Origin of the sequence: Microbacterium sp. K24 (assembly GCF_004794465.1) — a bacterium.
Classification (GTDB): Bacteria; Actinomycetota; Actinomycetes; order Actinomycetales; family Microbacteriaceae; genus Microbacterium.
Genome location: NZ_SSDJ01000124.1, coordinates 25,519 through 48,310 on the forward strand (window position 1 = coordinate 25,519; position 22,792 = coordinate 48,310).

Annotated in this window: 25 protein-coding genes; 13 read left to right on the forward strand and 12 right to left on the reverse strand. The window is 69.5% G+C overall.

Annotation, left to right across the window (positions count from 1 at the left end; all coding sequences use genetic code 11):
* Position 1: 1 nt before the first annotated feature.
* Genes DW306_RS12330 through DW306_RS12350 form a run of 5 tightly spaced genes read right to left on the reverse strand, consistent with a single transcriptional unit; the run spans position 2 to position 3,955 of the window.
* A complete protein-coding gene (locus DW306_RS12330; RefSeq protein ID WP_205814167.1) occupies positions 2–1,078 on the reverse strand; it encodes a DNA polymerase IV in 1,077 nt (358 codons plus the stop codon).
* Positions 1,079–1,117: 39 nt separating this feature from the next.
* Positions 1,118–1,510, reverse strand: coding sequence for a DUF1304 domain-containing protein (locus tag DW306_RS12335; RefSeq protein WP_136055883.1), 393 nt, complete (start codon positions 1,508–1,510; stop codon positions 1,118–1,120).
* A 26-nt stretch (positions 1,511–1,536) separates the two neighbouring features.
* Positions 1,537–2,370, reverse strand: a complete 834-nt coding sequence (locus tag DW306_RS12340) for a CPBP family intramembrane glutamic endopeptidase (RefSeq protein WP_136055884.1) — start codon at positions 2,368–2,370, stop codon at positions 1,537–1,539.
* Entirely contained in the window at positions 2,367–3,092 is a 726-nt protein-coding gene (trmB, locus tag DW306_RS12345; RefSeq protein WP_136055885.1) for a tRNA (guanosine(46)-N7)-methyltransferase TrmB, read from the reverse strand. The genes DW306_RS12340 and trmB overlap by 4 nt, the downstream gene beginning before the upstream one ends.
* Before the next feature lie 23 nt (positions 3,093–3,115).
* Complete coding sequence (locus DW306_RS12350) at positions 3,116–3,955, reverse strand: DUF3097 domain-containing protein (RefSeq protein ID WP_136055886.1); 840 nt, start codon at positions 3,953–3,955, stop codon at positions 3,116–3,118.
* 122 nt (positions 3,956–4,077) lie between these two features.
* On the opposite strand from DW306_RS12350, the gene DW306_RS12355 reads away from it, so the two are divergent.
* The 4 genes from DW306_RS12355 (at position 4,078) to DW306_RS12370 (ending at position 8,252) form a co-directional block, all read left to right on the forward strand.
* Positions 4,078–6,147 (forward strand): TPM domain-containing protein, encoded by a 2,070-nt coding sequence (locus tag DW306_RS12355; protein ID WP_136055887.1) that lies wholly within the window; start codon positions 4,078–4,080, stop codon positions 6,145–6,147.
* 58 nt (positions 6,148–6,205) lie between these two features.
* The gene (locus tag DW306_RS12360) at positions 6,206–6,946 is read left to right on the forward strand and encodes a PspA/IM30 family protein (RefSeq protein WP_136055888.1); all 741 of its coding nucleotides are present in this window, start codon (positions 6,206–6,208) and stop codon (positions 6,944–6,946) included.
* Positions 6,947–7,014: 68 nt separating this feature from the next.
* A complete protein-coding gene (locus DW306_RS12365) occupies positions 7,015–7,818 on the forward strand; it encodes an arginase family protein (RefSeq protein WP_136055889.1) in 804 nt (267 codons plus the stop codon).
* Entirely contained in the window at positions 7,815–8,252 is a 438-nt protein-coding gene (locus tag DW306_RS12370; RefSeq protein ID WP_136055890.1) for a Fe-S oxidoreductase, read from the forward strand. Before DW306_RS12365 ends, DW306_RS12370 begins: the two co-directional genes overlap by 4 nt.
* A 36-nt stretch (positions 8,253–8,288) precedes the next feature.
* Here DW306_RS12370 and DW306_RS12375 read toward each other — a convergent pair whose 3' ends face one another.
* The 3 genes from DW306_RS12375 to DW306_RS12385 are packed head-to-tail and all read right to left on the reverse strand — an operon-like array spanning position 8,289 to position 9,976.
* Entirely contained in the window at positions 8,289–8,759 is a 471-nt protein-coding gene (locus DW306_RS12375) for an SIP domain-containing protein (protein WP_136055891.1), read from the reverse strand.
* 33 nt (positions 8,760–8,792) lie between these two features.
* Positions 8,793–9,503 carry a tyrosine-protein phosphatase gene (locus DW306_RS12380; RefSeq protein WP_136055892.1) on the reverse strand — a complete coding sequence of 237 codons (711 nt, stop codon included), beginning with the start codon at positions 9,501–9,503 and terminating at the stop codon, positions 8,793–8,795.
* Positions 9,500–9,976 carry a carboxymuconolactone decarboxylase family protein gene (locus tag DW306_RS12385; protein WP_136055893.1) on the reverse strand — a complete coding sequence of 159 codons (477 nt, stop codon included), beginning with the start codon at positions 9,974–9,976 and terminating at the stop codon, positions 9,500–9,502. The genes DW306_RS12380 and DW306_RS12385 overlap by 4 nt, the downstream gene beginning before the upstream one ends.
* A gap of 169 nt (positions 9,977–10,145) precedes the next feature.
* Between DW306_RS12385 and DW306_RS12390 the strand changes: the two genes are divergently transcribed.
* From DW306_RS12390 to DW306_RS12415, 6 genes are all read left to right on the forward strand, one after another.
* Entirely contained in the window at positions 10,146–11,075 is a 930-nt protein-coding gene (locus DW306_RS12390; protein WP_240747181.1) for an alpha/beta hydrolase, read from the forward strand.
* 93 nt (positions 11,076–11,168) lie between these two features.
* The gene (locus DW306_RS12395) at positions 11,169–12,689 is read left to right on the forward strand and encodes an ABC transporter substrate-binding protein (RefSeq protein WP_136055895.1); all 1,521 of its coding nucleotides are present in this window, start codon (positions 11,169–11,171) and stop codon (positions 12,687–12,689) included.
* Positions 12,690–12,706: 17 nt separating this feature from the next.
* Positions 12,707–13,657: an ABC transporter permease gene (locus DW306_RS12400; protein WP_136055896.1), complete on the forward strand. Its 951-nt coding sequence runs from the start codon at positions 12,707–12,709 to the stop codon at positions 13,655–13,657.
* Entirely contained in the window at positions 13,654–14,523 is an 870-nt protein-coding gene (locus tag DW306_RS12405) for an ABC transporter permease (protein WP_136055897.1), read from the forward strand. The genes DW306_RS12400 and DW306_RS12405 overlap by 4 nt, the downstream gene beginning before the upstream one ends.
* Complete coding sequence (locus DW306_RS12410; protein ID WP_136055898.1) at positions 14,520–15,311, forward strand: ABC transporter ATP-binding protein; 792 nt, start codon at positions 14,520–14,522, stop codon at positions 15,309–15,311. The genes DW306_RS12405 and DW306_RS12410 overlap by 4 nt, the downstream gene beginning before the upstream one ends.
* Entirely contained in the window at positions 15,308–16,105 is a 798-nt protein-coding gene (locus DW306_RS12415) for an ABC transporter ATP-binding protein (protein WP_136055899.1), read from the forward strand. The genes DW306_RS12410 and DW306_RS12415 overlap by 4 nt, the downstream gene beginning before the upstream one ends.
* A gap of 25 nt (positions 16,106–16,130) precedes the next feature.
* Here the strand turns inward: DW306_RS12415 and DW306_RS12420 are convergent, their stop codons facing one another.
* Genes DW306_RS12420 through DW306_RS12430 form a run of 3 tightly spaced genes read right to left on the reverse strand, consistent with a single transcriptional unit; the run spans position 16,131 to position 18,251 of the window.
* Positions 16,131–16,748 (reverse strand): GNAT family N-acetyltransferase, encoded by a 618-nt coding sequence (locus DW306_RS12420; RefSeq protein ID WP_136055900.1) that lies wholly within the window; start codon positions 16,746–16,748, stop codon positions 16,131–16,133.
* A gap of 4 nt (positions 16,749–16,752) precedes the next feature.
* On the reverse strand, positions 16,753–17,466 hold the full coding sequence (locus DW306_RS12425) for a uracil-DNA glycosylase (RefSeq protein ID WP_136055901.1): 714 nt from the start codon (positions 17,464–17,466) through the stop codon (positions 16,753–16,755).
* Positions 17,467–17,468: 2 nt separating this feature from the next.
* Positions 17,469–18,251 carry an SDR family oxidoreductase gene (locus DW306_RS12430; RefSeq protein WP_205814168.1) on the reverse strand — a complete coding sequence of 261 codons (783 nt, stop codon included), beginning with the start codon at positions 18,249–18,251 and terminating at the stop codon, positions 17,469–17,471.
* 148 nt (positions 18,252–18,399) lie between these two features.
* Between DW306_RS12430 and DW306_RS12435 the strand changes: the two genes are divergently transcribed.
* The 3 genes from DW306_RS12435 (at position 18,400) to DW306_RS12445 (ending at position 22,065) form a co-directional block, all read left to right on the forward strand.
* A complete protein-coding gene (locus tag DW306_RS12435) occupies positions 18,400–19,722 on the forward strand; it encodes a bifunctional o-acetylhomoserine/o-acetylserine sulfhydrylase (protein WP_136055902.1) in 1,323 nt (440 codons plus the stop codon).
* A 200-nt stretch (positions 19,723–19,922) separates the two neighbouring features.
* A complete protein-coding gene (locus DW306_RS12440) occupies positions 19,923–20,819 on the forward strand; it encodes an endonuclease/exonuclease/phosphatase family protein (protein WP_168429315.1) in 897 nt (298 codons plus the stop codon).
* Between the two features lie 40 nt (positions 20,820–20,859).
* On the forward strand, positions 20,860–22,065 hold the full coding sequence (locus DW306_RS12445; protein WP_136055904.1) for a homoserine O-acetyltransferase: 1,206 nt from the start codon (positions 20,860–20,862) through the stop codon (positions 22,063–22,065).
* Positions 22,066–22,179: 114 nt separating this feature from the next.
* On the opposite strand, the gene DW306_RS12450 is transcribed toward DW306_RS12445, so the two are convergent.
* Positions 22,180–22,791: an NUDIX domain-containing protein gene (locus DW306_RS12450; protein ID WP_136055905.1), complete on the reverse strand. Its 612-nt coding sequence runs from the start codon at positions 22,789–22,791 to the stop codon at positions 22,180–22,182.
* Position 22,792: the final 1 nt, after the last annotated feature.

Sequence of the window (22,792 nt, forward strand, 5' to 3'; positions counted from 1 at the left end):
GTCAGATCCGACCGCGCACCGGCGTGCGCTCGATCGCATCGCCCTCATCCGGCATCGCCATCTCCGCCCGCACGCCGAGGAGCCGCACCTCGCGCTCGGCGTCGAGCGTGGCGCCGAGCGCGAGGGCCGCATCGACGACGACCTGACGCTCGGTCGTCGGCGCCGCGAGCTTCCGCCCGAAGGTCTTCGTCTCGAACGGCGCGTACCGCACCTTGAGGTGCACCCGGATCACCGGCCTCCCCTCGGCGGCGCAGTCGTCGAACGCGAGCCCGGCGAGCTCTCGCAGCGCCTCCTCGACCTCGGCCGTGGTCGTGAGGTTCTGCTGATACGTGGTCTCCCGGCTGTGGCTGCGCGCGACCCAGGGCGTGTCGTCGACGACGCTCGGCCCGAATCCGGAACCGAGGCCGTGGTACCAGACGCCCATCTTCGGACCGAACTCCGTGACGAGTTCCTGCTCGTCGGCGTCGGCGAGCTCGCGCACGGTCGTGATGCCGTGCTCGGCAAGGCGCTTCTGCACCTTCGAGCCGACGCCCCACAGATCCCGCGTCGGCTTCGCGCCCATCACCTCGAACCAGTTCTCCGCGGTGAGCCGGAAGGTTCCCCGCGGCTTGCCGAACTCGGTCGCGATCTTCGCACGCACCTTGTTGTCGCCGATGCCGACGGAGCAGTGCAGCCCGGTCGCCTCGAGCACCGCGGCCTGCGCCTCACGGGCTGTCGCCTCCGGATCGTCGGTGATCACGCCGAGGAAGCACTCGTCCCAGCCGATCACCTCGAGCACCACGCCGGGGAGCGCCCGGAGCGCCGCCATGACCTCTGCCGACGCCGCACCGTATGCCTCGTGGTCGACCGGCAGGAAGACCGCGTTCTCCGGGGCCTTGCGGGCGGCGATCTTGAGCGGCATGCCGGAACCGATGCCGAACTCGCGAGCCTCGTACGAGGCGGTCGACACGACGGCGCGCTCGGTCGGGTCGCCGCGTCCGCCGACGATCACCGGAAGCCCGGCGAGCTCCGGACGACGCAGCACCTCGACGGCGGCGATGAACTGATCCATGTCCACGTGCAGCACCCAGTCGGCCATGCAACGAGTGTGGCGGCTGGTGGACCGGTTGTCACGCCGTCAGCTGATCGCGATGCCGATCGCCGTGCCGATGACGGCGAGAAGCGGAAGGGTGCCCTGCATCGCGGCGGCGCGGAGCTTGGTCCGGTCCGACAGCACGAGCACGAGGGCCGCGGCGACCATCATGCCGGTGCCGGCGAACACGAGGGTCAGTCCGACCGTGGCGGACCCGACGATCACGAGGCCGATGCCGAGGAGCGTCGTCAGCGCCAGGAACAGGTTGTAGAAGCCCTGGTTGAACGCCAGCTGCTTCATCGTGACGGCATCCGCCTCGCTGGCGACGCCGAAGATCTTCCTCGTCTCGGGATCGGTCCACCGCAGCGACTCGAGCGCGAAGATGAACACGTGGAAGGCCGCAGCGGCTGCGGCGAGGACGAGACCGACGATGAGCATGGGCCGATTCTCTCAGAACAGACGTGTCAGACGAGGAAGATCGGCAGAAGCCCGGGATTGTGCGCGTGCACGAGGACGGCGAACACCACGGCATCGAACAGCAGGTGCACGGTCACCACGTATGCGAGGGAGTGTGTCCGCAGGAAGATGAATCCCTGCAGCAGGGCGAAGGGAATCGTGAGCAGCGGCCCCCATTCCCGGTACCCGAGCTCCCACAGGAACGAGACGAACACGATCGCCTGCAGCACGTTGGCGACCATGTCGGGGAAGTGCCGGCGGAGCAGGGCGAACACGGTGCAGATGAAGAACAGCTCATCCCAGATGCCGACCGCGCCGACGCCCACGAACAGACGCGCGATCAGCTCCGGCGAATCGACGACCGGCCAGTTCTGGTACACGCCGCTGGTGATGAAGTAGAACGGCAGGATCAGCCAGCCGAGCACGAGCACCGCGACCAGCCACCCCCACTGGAGACGCCCCCACCGCTTGCGGGTGCGCCACGGGAAGCTGATGGCGCGGTCGCGGTAGACGAAGCGGGAGATCACGTAGGGCACGACGACCGCGCCGCCGAGCGCCAGCGTGAATCGCAGCATGGCGAGGTTGTCGAGTTCGGCCGCCAGGGGGATGATGCTGACGATCAAGAGGCCGATCGCGATCAGCGAGAGGTCCCGGGTCAGCGAGGGCTCGGATGCGGTGACCCTCCCCCGCTCCACCAGCCATGCGGCGCCGATGCCGAGCGCGAGCAGCACCCATCCGAGCCAGGGGATCTCGAGCACGAAGAACGCGGGAGCCGCCGCGCAGACCAGGATCGCCGGGGCGATGCCCATCTGCAGCGACGTGCGGCTCGCCGTCTCGGTCATGGGCGGTCCCGGCGTCGGTAGACGAGGTCGCGGATATCGCGGCCCTTCGCGATGCCCTTGCGCTCGAACGCCGTCATCACTCGGCCGTCGAAGCGCTCGGCCCACTCCCCCTCGAACACCCGCTCGAACAGCGGATCGGCATCGAGCACGTCGCGCATCTGCAGGGCGTAGTCCTCCCAGTCGGTCGCGAGCCGGAGGAGCCCGCCGTCACGCAGCGCGCGCGCCGCGGTGTCGCCGAAGCCGGCCCGTACGAGACGCCGCTTCGTGTGCTTCTTCTTGTGCCAGGGGTCGGGGAAGAAGATCCACACCTCGCGGGCCGCGCCCTCCGGCAGGAACGACGCCAGCACCTCCGGGGCGTTCGCCTCGACGACGCGGAGGTTGCGCGCGCCCTCGCGGTCGGCGTCGAGCATGGTGCGGGCGAGCCCGGCGCGGAAGACCTCGACGGCGAGGAAGTCGTCCGCCGGACGAGCGGATGCCGCTGCGACGATCGCATGCCCCTGCCCCGAGCCGATCTCGATGTACAGATCGGCGTCGCGGCCGTACTCCGCCGCAGGATCCAGGCGCGCCTCCGGATGCACCGACGTCCACGCCACGTCACGCGGGACATCGAGCAGATAGTGCGGGGCGAGCTCGATGAAGGCGCGGTCCTGCGCCTCGGACATCCGGCCGCTCCGGCGCACGAAGGACACCGGCTCATCACGGAAGGTGCGGGGTTCGGGCATCTTCCCAGGGTAGTCGTCGGGACTCAGCGCGCCGGTTCGGTCACGAAGTCGATGAGCTCCTCGACTCGTCCGAGCAGCGCCGGCTCCAGGTCGCGGTAGGTCGTCACCTTCGAGAGGATGTGCTGCCACGCCCGTCCGGTGTCGGCCGTCGTCTCATGGGGCCAGCCGAACGCCCGGCAGATGCCGGTCTTCCAATCGGTGCCGCGCGGGATCTCCGGCCACTTCACGATGCCGAGGGCCCGCGGTGTGACGCACTGCCACACGTCGACGAACGGATGCCCGACGATGCGGAGGTGGCGGCCGTGCGGACCTCGGGCGACGGCATCCGCGATGCGCGACTCCTTCGAGCCGGGCACGAGGTGGTCGACGAGCACCCCGTAGCGGCGACTCGCGCTCGGCGGCTCCGCGGCGAGCAGCTCGTCGAGCAGGTCGATGCCCTGCAGGAACTCGACGACCACGCCCTCGACGCGCAGATCCGCGCCCCAGACCTTCTCGACGAGCTCGGCATCGTGCTTGCCCTCGACGAGGATGCGGCTGGGCAGCGCGACGCGTGCGCGCTGATCGGCCACGACGAAGGACCCGGATGCCGTGCGTCGCGGTCCCTGCTCCTTGGCGGCGGGCACGACGAGACGCACCGGGGCGCCGTCGATGAGGAAGCCGCCCCCCAGCGGGAACAGGCGCTTGCGGCCGAGGCGGTCCTCGAGCTCGACGTTCCCGCCCTGCACCCGGGTGACGGCACCGCAGTAGCCGTCGTCCGCGACCTCCACGACGAGATCGGTCTCGGCGGGCACCTGCGGCACCTTCTTCGCTCCGCGGTCGCGCCAGCCCGACGCCAGCACGTCCGATCCGTACCTGTCATCCATGCCTTCCAGCGTATGTGTCTCCGCTGATGGCGAACGGAGATCAGCCGTCGAGTGCTGTCGCGTGTCGGCCTCTGTGCATAGACTCGTGACATGGGGCTCGGCTGCCGGTCGGAGGGAACAGCATGACGAAACGGTGGCTCACGCTGGCCGCGCTGGCCGTGGCCGCCGTCGCCGGAGCCTTCTCCGCTTCCGCGGCCTCCGCCACCGATCCGGTCACTCTCGATTCCGGGTATGTCACCGACGACGCCGGCGTGCTGAGCGCCGCTGAAGAGGCCGACGTCGAGGCCCGGCTGACAGAGCTCAGCGAGAACTCGAACGCCGACCTGTTCGTCGTGCTCGTCGATGACTTCTCCTCCCCCTCCGACAACGCCCAATGGGCCGACACGGTCGCCGAGGCCAACAACCTCGGATCCGAGCAGTACCTGCTGGCGATCGCCGTCGAAGGACGGAGCTTCTACATCTCCGCCGCCCCCGACGGCCCCTTGAGCGACGCGAAGCTCGACGACGTCGAGAACAAGATGGTGCCGCTCGCCTCGCAGGACGACTGGGTCGGCACGATCACCCTCGCGGCCGATGAGATCCAGGGCGACGGTGGTGCCGGGGCTCTCCGGGTGGCTCTCATCGTCGGCGCGATCGTCGTCGTGGGCCTGCTGGTCTGGCTCGTCATCGCCCTCGTCCGACGCTCTCGACGCAATGCCGAGATCCGCAGGCGCGGCGCCATGCCCGAGAACCCCGACCCGAACGATCCGTTCTCCACTCTCACCGACGAGCAGGTCGAGACCCAAGCCGGCGTCGCCCTCGTGCAGGCAGACGATGCGATCACCTCGAGCAAGGAGGAACTCGGGTTCGCGGTCGCCCAGTTCGGCGAAGGCGCCACGGCCGAGTTCACGCGTGCGGTCGATGCGGCGAAGGCCAAGATGTCCGAGGCCTTCGACCTCAAGCAGAAGCTCGACGACGAGATCGAGGACACCATCCACGATCGCCGCGCCTGGCACATCCGCATCATCCAGCTCGCCGACGAGATCGACGACGTGCTCGACGAGAACACCGAGGCGTTCGACGCGCTGCGCAAGCTCGAGCAGAACGCTCCGCAGGAACTCGAACGCGTGCGCGGCGAGCGGGGCGCGCTCTCCCCCGTCCTCGCGGCGGCGGCGCCCGCCCTGGCGACCCTGTCCACCACGTACGACGCGGCCGCGCTCAGCACCGTCGCCGACAACCCGGCTCAGGCGCAGGAGCGCGCGGCCCTCGCCGACCGTTCCATCGAGGCCGCAGCGCAGGCGATCGCTGCCGGACGGTCCGGCGAAGCGGCATTCGCGATCCGCACCGCCGAGCAGTCGGTCGCGCAGTCCGCGCAGCTCGCCCAGGCCATCACGGCGCTCGGACAGGAGCTCGCGACCATCGAGACGCAGGCGCAGGCCCTGATCGCCGAGCTGCAGGGTGATCTGGCGGCTGCGCAGCAGCTTCCCGACACCGGCGGCACGATCGCGGCAGCGGCGTCCGCCACCGCACAGCAGCTCCAGGTGGCGCAGACGCAGCTCACCACGGTGCCGCGCAACCCGCAGAGCGCTCTCGATACCCTGACCGCGGCGAACGCCCAGATCGATGCCGCGCTCGCGCAGGGACGCGAGACGGTGGAACGTGCACGTCGAGTGCAGCAGATGCTCGACCAGACCCTCACGCAGGCAGCCTCCGAGATCCGCGCAGCCCGCGAGTACATCGAGACCCGGCGCGGAACGGTCGGCTCCACGGCGCGAACGAGGCTCGCCGCAGCCGAAGCCAGCCTCACGCAGGCTCAGAGTCTCCGTGCGACCGATGCGGATGCCGCGCTGGCCGAGGCGAACCGCGCGGTCGAACTCGTTCGGCAGGCCACATACTCCGCGCAGTCGGACGTGCAGTCCTACAGCAACCAGGACAACTACCAGGACAACAGCTGGGGCGGCGGGCTGTTCGGCGGCTCCGGCTCCTCGTCGGGCGGCTCGGGACTCGGCGGCGACATCCTCGGTGGCATCATCGGCGGCCTCCTCTCGGGTGGGGGCGGCGGTGGCGGCTCCTCTCGCAGCAGCAGCTGGCGGTCCGGCGGGGGCGGCGGCTACCGCAGCTCCGGCTTCGGCGGCGGCTCGCGGAGCAGCTCGCGCAGCAGCTCCCGCAGCAGCAGCGGTCGCAGTGGACGATCCGGAGGTAGGCGCTTCTGATCCGCACATCGACATGTACCCCAGGCTCACGATTCCGTCCCTCTGAAAGGAACCACGCATGACCAAGCAGTCCATCTTCGGACGTATCTCGACCCTCGTCCGCGCGAACATCAACTCGCTCCTCGACTCTGCGGAAGACCCGCAGAAGATGATCGATCAGCTCGTCCGCGACTACACGAACAGCATCGCCGACGCCGAGTCCGCGATCGCCGAGACCATCGGCAACCTGCGCCTGCTCGAGCGCGACCACGAAGAAGATGTGCAGGCGGCCACCGAGTGGGGCAACAAGGCCCTCGCCGCGAGCCGCAAGGCCGATGACGTGCGTGCGACCAACCCCGCCGATGCCGACAAGTTCGACAACCTCGCGAAGATCGCCCTGCAGCGCCAGATCAGCGCCGAGCGCGAAGCTCGCGGCGCCGAGCCGACCATCGCCTCGCAGACCGAGATCGTCGACAAGCTCAAGAGCGGCCTGAACGGCATGAAGGAGAAGCTCGGCGAGCTGAAGAACAAGCGCAGCGAGCTGCTCGCCCGCGCCAAGGTCGCCGAGGCTCAGACGAAGGTGCAGGACGCTGTCGGGTCGATCAACGTGCTCGACCCCACCAGCGAGCTGGGACGCTTCGAGGACAAGGTCCGCCGCCAGGAGGCTCTCGCCCAGGGCAAGATCGAGCTCGCGGCCTCCAGCCTCGACGCGCAGTTCGAGAGCCTGGAAGACCTCGGAGAGCTGACCGAGGTCGAGGCCCGGCTCGCCGAGCTCAAGGCCGGCGGCTCCGCCCCGCGCCAGGCCATCGAAGGCAACTGACACCACCCGCTCTGATGCCCCGGACATGAAGAGTCCGGGGCATCAGCGCTTCTCCCCCGGAGGCAACAATGGTGCGATTCCTCGTCGTCCCGCAGTGGCAGGGCTCGCCTGCACCGCGTGCGATGCTCCTCGTCGACGGCGCCTCCGCGATCGCCGGCGACCTCCCTCGTGCGGCCACGACCGTGCTCGACGTGCCGGTCGAGGCCGGCGAGTCGCTCGGCACGGGCGTGCGTCGCCTGAGCGCCCTGTTGCGCACGCGAGAACTCGTGCGCGAGCACCTCGAAGCCGACACCGTCATCATCGGCGGCGACTGCAGCGTCACCGTCGCCGCGCTCTCTGCACTGCCTGGCGGCACGGACGACCTGGCTGTCGTCTGGTGCGACGCCCACGCCGACATGCACACGCCGGAGACCTCGCCGTCTGGAGCGTTCTCCGGGATGGCCCTGCGCGCGGTGCTCGGCGAGGGCGAGGAGCAGCTCGTCCTCTCTCCCGGGATCAGCCGCGACCGTATCGTCACGGTCGGCATGCGCGATCTCGAGGATGCCGAAGTCGATCAGATCGACTCCCTCACCCAGCTCTCGGTCGATGATCTCGAGCGCACCGATGCGCTGGCCGAGGCGGTGCGCGCGACCGGGGCCTCCCGCGTCTGGGTGCACATCGATGTCGACGTTCTCGACCCGTCGGACCTCGCCGGAGTCTCCTCCGCCGCGCCGTTCGGCGCATCGCCGGCAACCCTGAGCGCCGCGATCCGCCGACTGCGGGACGAGGTGCCGCTCGCCGGAGCGACGATCTCCGGATTCGCCCCGCGCTCACCGGCCGATGCGGTCGACGACCTCGGCGCGCTCCTCCGCCTGGTCGGGGCTGTCGCGTGACCGCGGACTGGCGACCGTCGGCCGACGCCGCACTAGCTCGCGGGCGCCGCTTCGATCGCCGCATCCCCTCGTTCCTGCTCCGATCGCCGATCAGCCGGGTCGGCTACTGGTGGGGCACCGCCGTCGGCTGGCTCTGGGGTTCCCTCTGGAGCACCGGTCCGGTCGAGCGGCGCGCGGGCCTCTGGATCTTCCAGGGCATGCCGGAGTGGACCTTCAACCGGGGCGGAGTCTGCGTCGGCGGCTGCTTCCTCACCGGGGATTCGCGTCCGACGGATGCCGTGCTGCGCCATGAAGCGGTGCACAAGGAGCAGTGGCTGCGTTACGGCTTCCTGATGCCGGTGCTCTATCTGTTCGCCGGACGAGACCCGCTGCGCAATCGCTTCGAGATCGAGGCGGGCCTGGAAGACGGCAACTACGTGCGCCGCCCACGCTGAGGCTGTCGCCCACGAGAGAGTGCGGCGACGACGAGTTCAGCGGTCGGCGGGAAGCAGGCCGAAGCGCTCGGGAGCGTGGATGAGCGCCGGCGCGATGTCGAGCGTCGTCGTCAGGTGGTCGACGATGTCGGCGGTGCCGAGGTACCCGCCGAGAAGCGTGACATGGGTCTCGATCTCGCCGTCGCACATCATCTCGTCGGCCCATGCGCAGGTGGCGCGGGCCAGAGCCTGACCCGGTGCGCAGGATCGGCCGGAGCCGGGAGCGCCGGAGCGCTGCCCGCGGGCGAGCCAGGTGACGGTCATCCGTCCGGGTGCATCGATCACGCCGATGTCGGACGCGTCGGGCACCTCGATGAAGATGCGGCCGGAGGCGCAGAGAGGAAGGGTGGCCAGGAACATCTCGAGGTCGGCGAGCGAGTGCTCGTCAGCGGTCACCAGGTGGTGTGCGCGGCGACGCGCTTCGCGGCGCTGGGCACGCGTGCTGCGGAGCTCGACGGAGGTGTTCATGGTGATCCCATCGTACACCAAGTGAAGGCTTGCCTAACCTTCCTCGACGAGCGCCTTCTTGAGCGCAGCCAGCTCCTCGTCGGCCATCCCCTGTGCGCGGAGGTACCCGGCCGCGGAGCCCCACCGTTCGTCGACCTGTTCCAGCAGATGACGCATCACCGGCGCCGGGGACTGGGTCGCGAGCGCCACCGCGTGCAGTGCCTCCGGATGCTGCGCACGCAGGTAGTCCGCGATGCGCTGGGAGCGCTGGGCGGGCAGCTGCGATTCGGTGAGCGCGTAGTCGGCGATCACGGCTTCACGATCGGCACCGACGGCGGACAGCGCGAGGGCGACCGTCACACCGGTGCGATCCTTGCCGACCGTGCAGTGCACGAGCGTCGGCCTGCCCTCGGCGATGATCCGGATGGCCTCGACCAGGCGCTCACCGCTCTCTTCGAGCAGATGCAGGTAGAGGTCGTCGAGACTCGTGTCGTTCTCGAAGAACGAGCGCACCGAGCCGAGGAACAGCGGAAGGTGCGTTGTGTCGGGTCCGTCGATCTCGGTCGGCTCCGCAGCGACCTCTTCGCCGTCACGCAGGTCGACGATGTGCTGCACGCTGCCGCGGAGGGCTTCGATGCCCGCGGCCGTCGCGCCGGAGAGCTGCCCGGATCGCAGCAGCACGCCGGCGCGGATACGCCCGCCCTCGGCAGGGATGCCCCCGACGTCGCGAACGTTGTTGACGCCGTCGATGTCGAGGACCGTCATGCTGTCGCCTGGGGTGTGCGCGGCGGCACCGGGTAGCGACCGGCGATGACGACGCGGTTGAAGGCGTTGATCGAGATGCACGCCCAGCTCAGCGCCGCGTACTCCTTCTCGGTGAAGACGCTCCCGACAAGGTTGTACACCTCGTCGGAGACGCCCTCCTCGGAGATGAACGTGAACGCCTCGGCGAGCTCGAGCGCCGCGCGCTCCCGGTCGCTGAACACGCCGCTCTCCCGCCAGGTCGGGATCTGCGTGATGGTGTCGGTGTCGAGGCCGGCCTTGAGCGCCCGGTCGACATGGAGCCGCGCGCAGTAGCTGCAGCCGTTGAGCTGCGAGCTGTGGATCATCACGATCTCCTTGAGGCGATCGTCGATGCCGTTCGCAGCGCAGATCTCCCCGACCGTCCTCGCGAAGGCGTCGAGCGCCTGGTAGGCCGCCGGCTCGGTCTTGGACAGATGCACGCGCGTCTCGCTCATGCATCCATGATATTCGTCGCCCGAGCGGCGCGCTCGCGAGCGATCAGTGGGGTGAAATGCATTCCGCACACCAGAAAACCTCATGAATGAGCAAATATGAAAGCATATGAGGCTTTCCATTTGTCACACTGCTCCCGAATTTCTCGCGACTCGTTTCAGGGAGCAGAATGTGGACGTGGCGATCGATATCACCGAGTTCAGCTATCTTCCCGCACAGGCCGAGGCCTTGGGCGTCCCGCTTCCTCCCGTGGAGCGCATCACCCTCACACTCGCAGACGGACGCACCGTGAGCGCACTGCGCTTCGGCACCGATGCCCCGCGCGTCACCCTCCTCCACGGCGCCGGTCTCAACGCGCACACGTGGGACACGACGTCGCTCGCCCTGCAGCAGCCTCTGCTGGCGATCGATCTCGCCGGACACGGCGACTCCTCCTGGCGCGCAGATGCCGACTACACGCCGCGCACCCTCGCCCGGGACGTCGCCGCAGCACTCGACGCCTGGACGACGCAGCCGCAGCTCGTCGTCGGGCAGTCGCTCGGCGGTCTCACCGGAGCGGCCCTCGCCGCCTCCCGTCCCGACCTCGTCGCAGAACTCGTCATCGTCGACATCACGCCCGGCATCGACGTCAGCGCAGGCCCGGCAGCGTTGCGAGCCTTCTACGAGGGTCCCACCGATTTCGCCACGCGCGACGAGCTCGTCGACAAGGCGATGTCCCTCGGCTTCGGCGGCACGCGTCCCGAAACCGAGCGCGGCGTCTTCCTGAACACGCGCGTCCGCGCCGATGGGCGCGTCGAGTGGAAGCATCACTTCGCGCATCTCGCCGCACAGGCGCTCGCGGCGCACGACCCCGGGTCGGCGGCTGCACCATCCGTGCTGCACGAGACGGGATGGGACGACCTCGCCGCCGTGCGCGCACCCCTCACGCTCGTGCGCGCCATCCGCGGCTTCGTGAGCGAGACGGATGCCGAAGAGCTGCAGCGCCGCGTCCCTCAGGCGCGTGTCGTCGCCTTCGATGCGACGCACAACGTGCAGGAGACGGCCCCGACCGCCCTCGCCGATCTCATCGCCTCGCTCGCGCCTGCCGGCCAGGGAATATGACGAATCGTTCCACAGCCGACCCGGACCCCTCCGCCCATCTCTAGGCTCGATCCAACGGCACACAGCACCTGCCGCACCGAGAGGAAACGCCTTATGTTCCGACGCACCCGACGTCTCGCGCTGATCTCCGCTCTCGCGGCCACGGCCGTGATCCTGAGCGCCTGCTCCGGCACCCCCGCGCAGGAGCCGACCGCGTCTCCCGGAAAGCCCGACCCTGATGCGACGCTGCACGTCGGTCTGGTCCTGGAGCCGACCAACCTCGACATCCGGCACACCAGCGGTGCCGCGCTCGAGCAGGTCCTCATCGACAACATCTACGAGGGTCTCGTGACGCGCACGCAGGACAACGAGATCGAGGGCCGGATCGCCTCCGACTACGAGGTGTCCGACGACGGACTGACGTACACCTTCACGCTCAACGACGGCGTCCTCTTCCACGACGGCACCCCGCTCACATCCGCAGACGTGGTCGCCTCCTACGAGGCGGTGCGCACCGATGCGACGATCCAGGGCAACGCCGAGTTCGCCTCGGTGGCATCCGTCACCGCGCCCGACGCGACCACCGTCGAGATCGTCCTCGCAGCGCCCAACCAGAACTTCCTGTTCGCACTGACGGGTCCCGCCGGCCTCGTCTTCAAGGCGGGCGACACGACCGACCTCAAGACGGCGGAGAACGGCACCGGTCCGTTCACCCTCACACGGTGGAACAAGGGCAGCGCCATCACCTTCGCCCGAAACGACGACTACTGGGGCGAGAAGGCCGGCGTGGCCGAGGTCGAGTTCCAGTACATCCCCGATTTCACGGCCGGCGTCAACGCCGCGCTCGCGGGCGATGTCGACGTGCTGACGGCGGTCGACCCGAACCTCGCCCCGCAGCTCGAGGATTCCGGCGACTTCACGCTGACGAAGGGTCGCACCACCGACAAGGCGACGTTGGCGTTCAACAACAAGAAGGCTCCCCTCGACGACGTCCGCGTGCGAGAGGCACTGCGTCTGGCGATCGATCACGAGGCGCTGATCGAGGCCGTCGGCGCCGGCACCACGCTGTACGGGCCGATCCCCGAGCTCGACCCGGGCTACGAAGACCTCTCCGACGTGATCTCGTACGACCCGGAGAAGGCCAAGGAGCTCCTCGCCGAAGCCGGCCAGGAGGATCTCGAGCTCACCCTCACCATTCCGAGCTTCTACGGGACGACGGTGCCGAAGGTGCTGATCTCGGACTTCGCCAAGGTCGGAGTCACGCTCGAGGTCGACTCGGTCGAGTTCCCGGCCTGGCTGGAAGACGTCTACACGAACCACGACTACGACCTCAGCTTCGTGCTGCACGTCGAGCCGCGCGACTTCGGCAACTTCGCCAACCCCGACTACTACTTCGGCTACGACAACGCTGAGGTGCAGGATCTCTACGAGCAGGCTCAGGCCGAGGTCGATCCCGACAAGTCCGCCGACCTGCTCGCGCAGGCCGCGCGGATCGTGTCGGAGGACCACGCCGCGGACTGGCTGTACAACGGCGAGACGATCACGGCCGTGAGCCCGATCGTCGCGGGCTTCCCCGAGGACTCGATCAACTCGCGCATCAACCTCGCGGGCGTGACCGTCTCCCCGGAGAAGTAGGCGGCGGTCCCTTCTCCGTGCTCCGCTACGCGCTCGTCCGAGGAGCCCTGCTCATCGCAGGGCTCCTCGTGTCGAGCGTGCTGATCTTCCTCACGCTGCGCGTCTTCCCCGGCGACGTGGCCCAGCTGATCGCCGGCACCCAGGCCTCCCCCGCCGAGGTCGACGCTCTCCGCGAATCGCTCGGGCTGAACCGTCCGCTCCTCGCGCAGTACACCGACTGGATCGGCGGCATCTTCCGCGGCGACCTCGGCACCTCGCTGCTCTCCGGCGCCTCGGTGGGCGAGGAGCTGTTCCTCAAGGCGCAGGTCACCGTGCCACTCGGGATCATGTCGCTCCTCATCGCCGTCCTCATCGCCCTGCCGTTCGGCATCCTCGCCGCGCTCCTCCGCGGACGCCGCGGCGGAACGGCCCTCAGCGTCGGCGCGCAGACGCTCGCCGCCGTGCCGGTGGTCTGGGCGGGCATGATGCTGATCGTGGTCTTCTCGGTCTGGCTGGGATGGCTGCCGCCACAGGGATTCCCTCGCACCGGCTGGTCGACGCCGGGGAAAGCGATCGAGGCACTTCTGCTCCCCGCCCTCACGATCGGGATCGTCGAAGGCGCGATGCTCATGCGCTTCGTTCGCAGCGCCACCCTGCAGGCGGCCAGTCAGGACTTCGTCCGCACCGCCGCCGCGAAGGGTCTGACGCGCACGCGCGCGCTGATCCAGCACGGCATCCCCGCGGTCGGACTCTCGATCGTCACGGTCCTCGGGCTGCAGGTGGCCGGCATCATCGTCGGCTCGGTGGTCATCGAGCAGCTGTTCACGCTCCCCGGCATCGGACGGATGCTGGTCGCCGACGTCGGCACCCGCGACCTGATCAAGGTGCAGAGCGAGCTGCTCGTGCTCACCGGCTTCGTGCTCGTGATCGGCTTCCTCGTCGATCTGCTGCACCGGGCGATCGACCCCCGACAGCGGGAGGCCGCATGACCGCCCGCTGGCTCTCGAGGCTCTGGAGCACCGCGACGGGACGCTTCGGACTCATCGTCGTCACGGTGATCGCCGTGACCGCGATCGTGTCGCTCTTCTGGACGCCGTTCGATCCACAGTCGTCGGACATCGGCGATCGCTGGCTCCCGCCGAGCTGGCCCCACCTGCTCGGCACGGACGACACGGGCCGCGACATCCTCAGCCTGATCATGGCCGGCGCGCGGACGACGGCGTTCGTGAGCGTCGGAGCAGGTGTCGTCGCCACCGTCATCGGCATCGCCCTCGCAGCACTCGGCGCGCTCACCACCCGGTGGGTGCGGGAGACGGTCGCCGTGTTCGTCGACATCCTCATCGCCTTCCCGGTGCTGCTGATCGCGATGATGATCTCCTCGGTGTGGGGCGGATCGCTCTGGGTCGTCATCTGGGCGGTCGGCATCGGCTTCGGGGTCAACATCGCCCGCGTCACCCGACCCGAGCTGCGGCGGGTGCAGCAGAGCGACTTCGTGCTCGCCGCCCGCGCCTCGGGCCTCACGCCGGGCCAGAGCCTGATGCGCCATCTGCTTCCGAACGTCGCTCCGGTGTTCATCGTGCAGCTCTCGTGGTCGATGGCCGTCGCCGTGCTCGCCGAGGCCGGGCTGTCGTACCTCGGATTCGGCGCCTCGGTGGTCGAGCCGAGCTGGGGCATCCTGCTCGCCGACCTGCAGCGGTACATCGGCGTGCACCCGCTGTCGGTGATCTGGCCGGGACTCGCGATCACGATCACGGTCCTCGCCCTGAACCTCCTCGGCGACGGCCTGCGCGAAGCCACAGATCCGACTCTGCGCCACCGTGCTGCGGAGATCCACACCCCGGCGGTGGTCGCATGACGCTCACCGTCGAGAACCTGGTCGTCGAGATCGACGGCCGTCGCGTGGTGGACGGCATCTCGTTCGAGGTGCCGGACGGCTCGCGTCTCGGGCTGATCGGAGAATCGGGTTCCGGCAAGTCGCTCACCGCCCTCGCCGTGCTCGGCCTCCTTCCCGACGGCGCCACCGCGAGCGGCAGCATCCGCTGGAACGGCACAGAGCTGATCGGGATGCCGGATCGCGAGCTCGCGAAGCTGCGCGGCGACGACATCGGCATCGTCTTCCAGGAGCCGAGGACCGCTTTGAACCCGATCCGCACGGTCGGTCGGCAGATCGCGGAGTCCATCCGCATCCACGAAGGGATCAGCCGGCGGGAGGCCCGCGAACGTGCGGTCGCCGAGGCGGCACGCGTGCGGCTGCCCGATCCCGAGGCGATCGTCGACCGGTACCCGCACCAGCTCTCCGGCGGGCAGCGTCAGCGCGTGGCGATCGCCATGGCTCTCGCCTGTCGGCCGAAGCTGCTCATCGCGGATGAGCCGACGACGGCCCTCGACGTGACCATCCAAGCCGAGATCCTCTCGCTGTTGCTCGCGCTCGTCGAAGACGAGGGAATGTCGTTGATGTTCATCACGCATGACCTCGCCGTGCTCGCCCAGGTCGCCACCGAGGGCGTCGTGCTCGAACACGGACGGGTGATCGAAGCGGCGCCGGTCTCGACCCTGTTGACTGCTCCGACCTCGCCCGTCACGCAGGGGCTGCTGCGCGATGCGACGGCGACCCTCTGGCGCCCGGATGGAGGCACCCCGTGAGTCTCATCGAAGCACGAGGACTGAGCCGGGACTTCTTCGTCCCGAAGCGCTCCACGTTCGAGCGCACCCGCAGGCAGACCGCACTCGCGCCGACCGACCTCGACGTCGTCGAAGGCTCGTCGGTCGGCATCATCGGCGAGTCGGGGTCCGGCAAGTCCACGCTCGTCCGCCTGCTGCTGGGACTCGATCGCCCGACGGCGGGCACGGTGAGCGTGGACGGACGGAGAGTGGATGCCGCGGCATCCGCCCAGAGCCTGCACTGGCTTCGCCGCGAGACGGGACTTGTCTTCCAGGACCCGTACGCGTCGCTCGATCCGCGGATGTCAGCCGGGCAGATCGTGCGTGAGCCGTTATGGGCACTCGACATCGAGGGCGACCACCGAACGAGGGTCCGCGAGGTGCTCGAGCAGGTCGGACTCGAGCCCGACATGGCCGACCGCTATCCGCACGAGTTCTCCGGCGGACAGCGTCAGCGGATCGCCCTCGCGCGGGCGATCGTTCATCGGCCGCGCATCCTGGTCGGCGACGAGCCCCTGTCGGCCCTCGACGTGACGGTGCGCGCGCAGATCCTCGCACTGCTGATCGAGTTGCGCCGCACGACCGACCTGACGCTGCTGCTGGTCTCGCACGACATCGGCGTCGTGCAGAACCTGTGCGACACCGTGGTCGTGATGAAGGACGGCCACATCGTCGAGCGCGGGGCGACGACCGACGTGCTCCTGCATCCGCAGCACGACTACACGAAGGCGCTGCTGTCGGCGATCCCGGTCATTCCCGGCACCACCGGTCGTTGAGCGAGCGCCAGCCTGACGAAACGTCTCAGCGCTTCGACCCGAACAGGCTCCCCCGCCGTCGCCCGACGGGCTTGAGCACGCGCCTCATGTACACGGTCCCGAGGTCGCGCCCGAACTTGTACCCGACCCGCCCCATGCGTCCGGCCTGGACGAAGCCCAGCTTGGCGTGGAGGCGGATCGAGGCCTCGGCACCGCTGTCGCTGATGACGGCGACCATCTCCCGCAGTCCGATCTGCTCGCAGGCGTCGATGAGCGCCTGAAGCAGCGCCGCGCCGAGCCCTTTGCCGCCGGCGCCGGGACCGAGATAGATCGAGTCCTCCACGGTGTACCGGTAGGCGTTCTTGCCCGCCCACGGCTGCGCCAGCGCGTAGCCGATCACCTCGCCGCCCGACGAGACCGCGACGAGGAAGGGCAGTTTCAGCTTCTCGAGGAGCGCGAACTTCTCGCGCCAGTACGGAATGCTGCTGCGGCGCTCGTCGAGCGTGACAGCGGAGTTGCTCACGAAATGGTTGTAGATCTCCCGGATGTGGGCGAGGTCGTTGGCTCGCGCCGCACGGATCGTGTACGAGAAGACCTCGGGCGCCGGTTCCGGACGCAGGTGACGTGGCAGGACGCGGCGACGGTCCCCGGGCTCGAACTGCATGCGCTCAGCTTAGGGAGGAAGGCGCTTCGCCCTCCACCCTCCAGTCCACCGGATCTGCGCCGAGCTCTTCGAGCAGCGCGTTCGCCCGCGAGAACGGCTTCGAGCCGAAGAACCCTCGGCTGGCCGAGAGCGGCGACGGATGGGCCGACGCGATCACGGGCGTGTCCCCCAGCATCGGCTGGAGATTCGCGGCATCCCTCCCCCAGAGAATCGCGACGAGCGGCTGGTCCCGGGCCACGAGTGTTCTGATCGCGAGCTCCGTGACGGCTTCCCAGCCCCACCCGCGGTGCGATGCGGCATTGCCCGGCTGCACGGTCAGAACCCTGTTGAGCAGCAGCACTCCCTGGTCGCTCCACGCCGTCAGGTCGCCGTGCGGAGCGGGCGGGATGCCGAGATCGCTCTCGCGCTCTTTGTAGATGTTCGCGAGGCTGCGAGGAAGCGGGCGCACGTGCGGGTCGACGGCGAAGGAGAGTCCGATCGGATGCCCGGGTGTCGGATACGGATCCTGCCCCGTGATCAGCACCTTGACGTCGGCGAGCGGGCGCTGGAACGCGCGGAGCACGTTCGCTCCGGCCGGCAGGTAGCCACGACCGGCGGCCTGCTCCGCGCGCAGCCGTTCCCCCAGCGCGGTGATCTGCTCCTGCACCGGGGCGAGCGCGTCCGCCCAGCCGGCGTCGATCTGCCCGCTCTCTGCGAGCTCGGCGAGGGTGCTGGCCATGGTCAGTCGATGGATCGCACGCGCAGCGGACCGCGGGCGAGAAGGTGCTGGGCCGACTGGGCGACCGGCCGCATCGTGATCTGGTCGAGGTTGACGTGCGCCGGCGACTCCAGCGCGTACGCGATGACGTCGGCGACATCTTCCGCCACCAACGGCGCCTCGACGCCGGAGTACACGGCCTCGGCCGCGACGGTGTCTCCACCGAGACGGTTGAGGGTGAACTCCTCGGTGTGCACCAGTCCCGGCGCGATCTCGACCACGCGGATGGGCTCGCCGTTCAGCTCCTGGCGGAGCACCTTCGCGAGCATGCTCTCGGCCGCCTTCGCGGCGTTGTAGCCCGCGCCGCCGGCATAGGGCGTCTGGGCCGCGGTCGACGTGATGAAGATCGCGTCGGCGTGACCGTCGGATGCCGCGGCGCGGCGCAGCAGCGGAAGAAGTCCGGCCACGAGTCGCTGGGACGCGAGCACGTTCGCGTCGAACATCCACTGCCAGTCGTCGATCGAGGCATCCTCGACGCGGTCGGTCCCGCGAGCGCCGCCCGCCACCTGCACGAGGGCATGCACGGGCCCGGACTTCTCGAGCTCGGCGACGAGCGCGTCCACCGCGGCGCCGTCGGTGAGGTCGCAGGCGATGGCGGAGGCACCGGTCTCCTCGGCGAGCGCCGTGAGCCGATCCTCGCGCCGTGCGACGCCGACGACGTCCCATCCGCGTCCACGGAGCGTGCGCACCGTCGCCGCGCCGATCCCCGAGCTCGCACCTGTCACCACTGCACGTCTGATCACCATGCCTCCACCGTACGATGTCCGCCCGGGATTTCGCGGTCCGGCACTGTTACGTCACATTTCCCATCCCCTGTTGACACAAGCCGATATTCCGTACTCTCGCTGCAACGGCATCCGCCATCCAGCCTTCAATCGTTTCCAGGGGGAACACATGACCGCACCCGAGTCCTGGCGCTTCGAGACCAAGCAGATCCACTCGGGTGCCGCACCCGATCCGGTCACGAAGGCCCGCGCCACGCCCATCTACCAGACCACCTCGTACGTGTTCGACAGCGCGGACCACGCCGCCAACCTCTTCGCCCTCGCGGAGTTCGGCAACATCTACACGCGCATCCAGAACCCGACGCAGGACGTGCTCGAGCAGCGCCTCGCCGCACTCGAGGGCGGCACCGGAGCCCTGGTCCTCGCCAGCGGCCAGGCCGCTTCGACCTTCGCGGTCCTGAACATCGCCGAAGCCGGCGACCACTTCGTCGCCTCCAGCTCGATCTACGGCGGCACCTACAACCTCTTCAAGTACACGCTCGCGAAGCTCGGCATCGAGGTCACCTTCGTCGAGAACCAGGACGACCCCGAGGAATGGCGTCGCGCGGTACGCCCGAACACGAAGCTGTTCTTCGCGGAGACCATCGGCAACCCGCAGATCAACATCCTCGACATCCGCACCGTCGCCGACGTGGCGCACGAGAACGGCGTGCCCCTGATCGTCGACAACACGATCGCGACGCCGTACCTGATCCGTCCGTTCGAGTTCGGTGCCGACATCGTCGTGCACTCCGTCACGAAGTTCCTCGGCGGCCACGGCACGACCATCGGCGGCGTCATCATCGACGGAGGGAAGTTCGAGTGGTCGAAGAACGTCGAGAAGTTCCCGGGTCTCACGGTCCCGGACCCCTCGTACCACGGCGCCAGCTACACCGCCGCGGTCGGCGACCCGCTCGCCTACATCATCAAGGCCCGCGTGCAGCTGCTCCGCGACCTCGGCTCGGCCATCGCCCCGCAGAGCGCCTGGAACCTCATCCAGGGCGTCGAGACCCTGTCGCTGCGCATCGAGCGCCACGTGCAGAACGCGCAGGAGATCGCCGAGTGGCTCGACGGCCGTGACGACGTCGCGACCGTCAACTACTCGGGTCTCCCCTCCTCGCCGTGGTACGCCAAGGCGAACGAGTACGCCCCCAAGGGCGTCGGCGCGGTGCTGTCGTTCGAGCTGAAGGGCGGCGTGGAAGCCGGTCGCGAGTTCGTCAACAGCCTGTCGCTGTTCAGCCACCTCGCCAACATCGGCGACGTGCGCTCGCTGGTCATCCACCCGGCGTCCACCACGCACGCACAGCTCACCCCCGAGCAGCAGCTCACGGCCGGCGTCACGCCGGGCCTGGTCCGCCTCTCGGTGGGCATCGAGAACGTCGACGACCTGAAGGCCGACCTCGACGAGGCTCTCGCCGCGGCCCGCCGCGTGTCGGAGGCCGCTCGCGCCTGACCTGTCGTCGGAGAAGTGCCCCGGGCCGCGGCTCGGGGCACTTCTGCGTCTCCGCGCCGCACACGGTGCGCGCACAGCCGACAGGTCCAGAATGGAAGGTCCTGTCCGAGGAGCTTCCGATCGACGTCATGCATCAACGACCGCCCCGCCCGCGCCCGGTGTCGCGGCGCTCACGCGCGCGCTCGGGACGGATCCTCGCGGTGTCGGCTCTGGTCCTGCTGCTCGTCGTCATCGGCAGCTGGGTGCCCGGGTTCGTCGGCACGGCCGCGGCCGCCGTCCTGCCCTGGTGCGGGCTCGCCCTCGCCCTCGTGGCCGTGCTCGCCCTCTTCTCCGCACGTCGCGTACTTCTCGTCATCCTGCTCCCCGCCCTGGTCTGGGCGCTCGCGATCTTCCCCTCTCTGCCGGGCTTCGGGGCTGCGCCCTCCGCGGATGCCGCACCGCTGACCGTCGTGAGTCAGAACGTGCGCGCACATTCCGGGGGCGCAGCGGCCTCGGCGGCCGAACTCGCCGGCCACGGCGCCGACGTCATCGCTCTCACCGAACTCGACGCCGACAGCCTGACGGCCGCGCGTGACGCTCTCGCCGCGGAGTACCCGTATTCGTACGCGATCGGGACGGTCGCCGTCTGGAGCCGGTCCCCGCTCGCGAACGCCCAGCCGCTGACGCTCGGCCTCGACTGGAGACGGGCGCTCCGGGTCGAGGTGCAGACTCCGGCTGCCGCAGTCGCGGTCTACGTCATGCATGCCGCGTCCGTGCGTCCGGGGCACCAGCAGGACCGCGACACGATGCTGTCCGGCATCGCCGACGCCGTGGCATCCGATCCCGCCGAGTCGATCATCGTCGTCGGGGACTTCAACGCCGCCTCCGCAGACCCGGCCCTCGGTGCCATCCGCTCCCAGCTGGACTGGGTGCGCCCGACCGACGGCACCCTCGGGATGACCTGGCCTGCTGCGCTCCCCCTCGCCCGCATCGACCAGGTCTTCGTGCGCGGTCTGGACGTGCAGAGCTCCACGACGCAGCGCGCGGGGAACAGCGACCATCTCGCGACGGTGACGAGCGTCAGCGTGCGCGGCGGCGATTCCGACCCCGCACCGTAACGTTCGCCGGGCGAGTCCCCCGCCAGGCGACAATGGAAGCATGGACTGGCAGACGACCTCCGAGGACACGGTGCCCTCAGCGCCCGTGACGGAGGCGGACGTGCGTCTGCTCCGAGCCCGACCACCGGCGACCGGCGCCTGGCGCGACGGAGACCCGGTCGGCGGCCGCCGTTTCGGCAGTTTCGGGCCGTTCACGACCGAGAGCGGTGCTGTCCTGCCGGGGATCCGTCTCGCCTACGAGACGTGGGGCGAGCTCAACGAGGCCCGCGACAACGCGATCCTCGTGCTGCATGCCCTGACCGGCGACAGCCACGTGCGCGGCGCGGCCGGTGCAGGCCATGCGACCGCCGGATGGTGGGACGACGTCACCGGTCCCGGCGCACCTCTCGACACGGATCGCTGGTTCGTCATCGCGCCGAACATGTTGGGCGGATGCCAGGGATCCACCGGGCCCGCGAGCATCGCTCCCACCGGCTACGAGTGGGCATCGCGCTTCCCCTACCTCACGATCCGCGACCAGGTGGCGGCGCAGGTGCGCCTGGCCGACGGGCTGGGGATCGACCGCTGGGCCGCCGTCGTCGGCGGCTCGATGGGCGGCATGCACGCCCTGGAGTGGGCGATCGCGCACCCCGAGCGCGTCGAGCGACTCGCCGTGCTCTCCTCGCCCCCGGTGACGACCGCCGATCAGATCGCGCTCAACACGGTGCAGCTGGAGGCGATCCGGATGGACCCGCGCTTCCAGGGCGGCGAGTACTACGATCTCGCCGATGGTGACGGTCCGCACCGCGGCCTCGCCCTGGCCCGGCGGATGGCCCTGCTGAACTACCGCAGCCCGATCGAGCTCAACCAGCGGTTCCAGCGGTCGTGGCAGTCCGGCGTCTCGCCGCTCGGCCACGGCGGACGTTTCGCGGTCGAGTCGTACCTCGACTTCCACGGCAACAAGTTCACCCGCCGCTTCGACGCGAACAGCTACATCACCCTCGTCGAGGCGATGAACTCGCACGATGTCGGGCGCGACCGCGGCGGCGTCGAAGAGGCTCTGCGTGCCGTCACCGCCACGACCCTCGTCCTCGGGATCGACAGCGACCGCCTCTTCCCCGTCGACGGGCAGCAGCGCATCGCGAGGAGCATCCCGAAGGTCATCGGCGGCGAGGCCGTCGTGCTCACCAGCGACTTCGGCCACGACGGCTTCCTGATCGAGACGGAAGCCGTGGGTTCGCACCTCCGGCAGCTGCTCGACAGCTGAGTCGCTGACGTCACCTGCCGAGCGGCCCCTCTGTGCGCGAACGGCCTCTCTGTGGACGCCGACAAAGGGGCCGTTGGTCCGCAAAGGGGCCGTTCGGCGAGACGAGTGAGACGGTCAGGCGGGCAGGAAGCGCCAGGGAAGCTCCGCGGCCTCGAGGACGCCCTGCTCCCAGGCGAACGCCCGACCCGCGTCGGTGTCGACGACGCGCGTCTGGAAGAGCTGAGCGGATCCGGCGGATGACAGCGCCGCCTCCGCGTCGGCGAACACCGCGAGCTGGTGCAGGGTCAGCCAGGTGGGCGGGAACAGCGTCCACTCGCCGGCGGCGTGACGCGCCAGCGCCTCGTGGGGGCTCACCCAGGCGATCTCCGCGACCTCGTCCGCCGACGGCACGAGAACCTGATCCGGAGCCTTCGCGAGGAAGAACCAGGTGCGGATGCGCGTGGGCGCCCCGGCCGGCGGTCGCCACTCGGACAGCAGCACAAGGTCGTCGATCGTCAGCCCGACCTCTTCCTGCGTCTCGCGGATGCCGGCCCGACGCGCATCCTCGCTCTCGGACGCCCCGGACCGCCGATCGTCGGGCTCGACCTTGCCGCCGGGGAACACCCAGGCGCCGGCGAACGAACCGCGATCCGGTCGGCGGATGAGCAGGACCTCGAAGCCCTCCTCGACGGTGCGCAGCAGCACGACCGTGCCCGCCACGGGCAGGGAATCATCGGGGGAACTCACC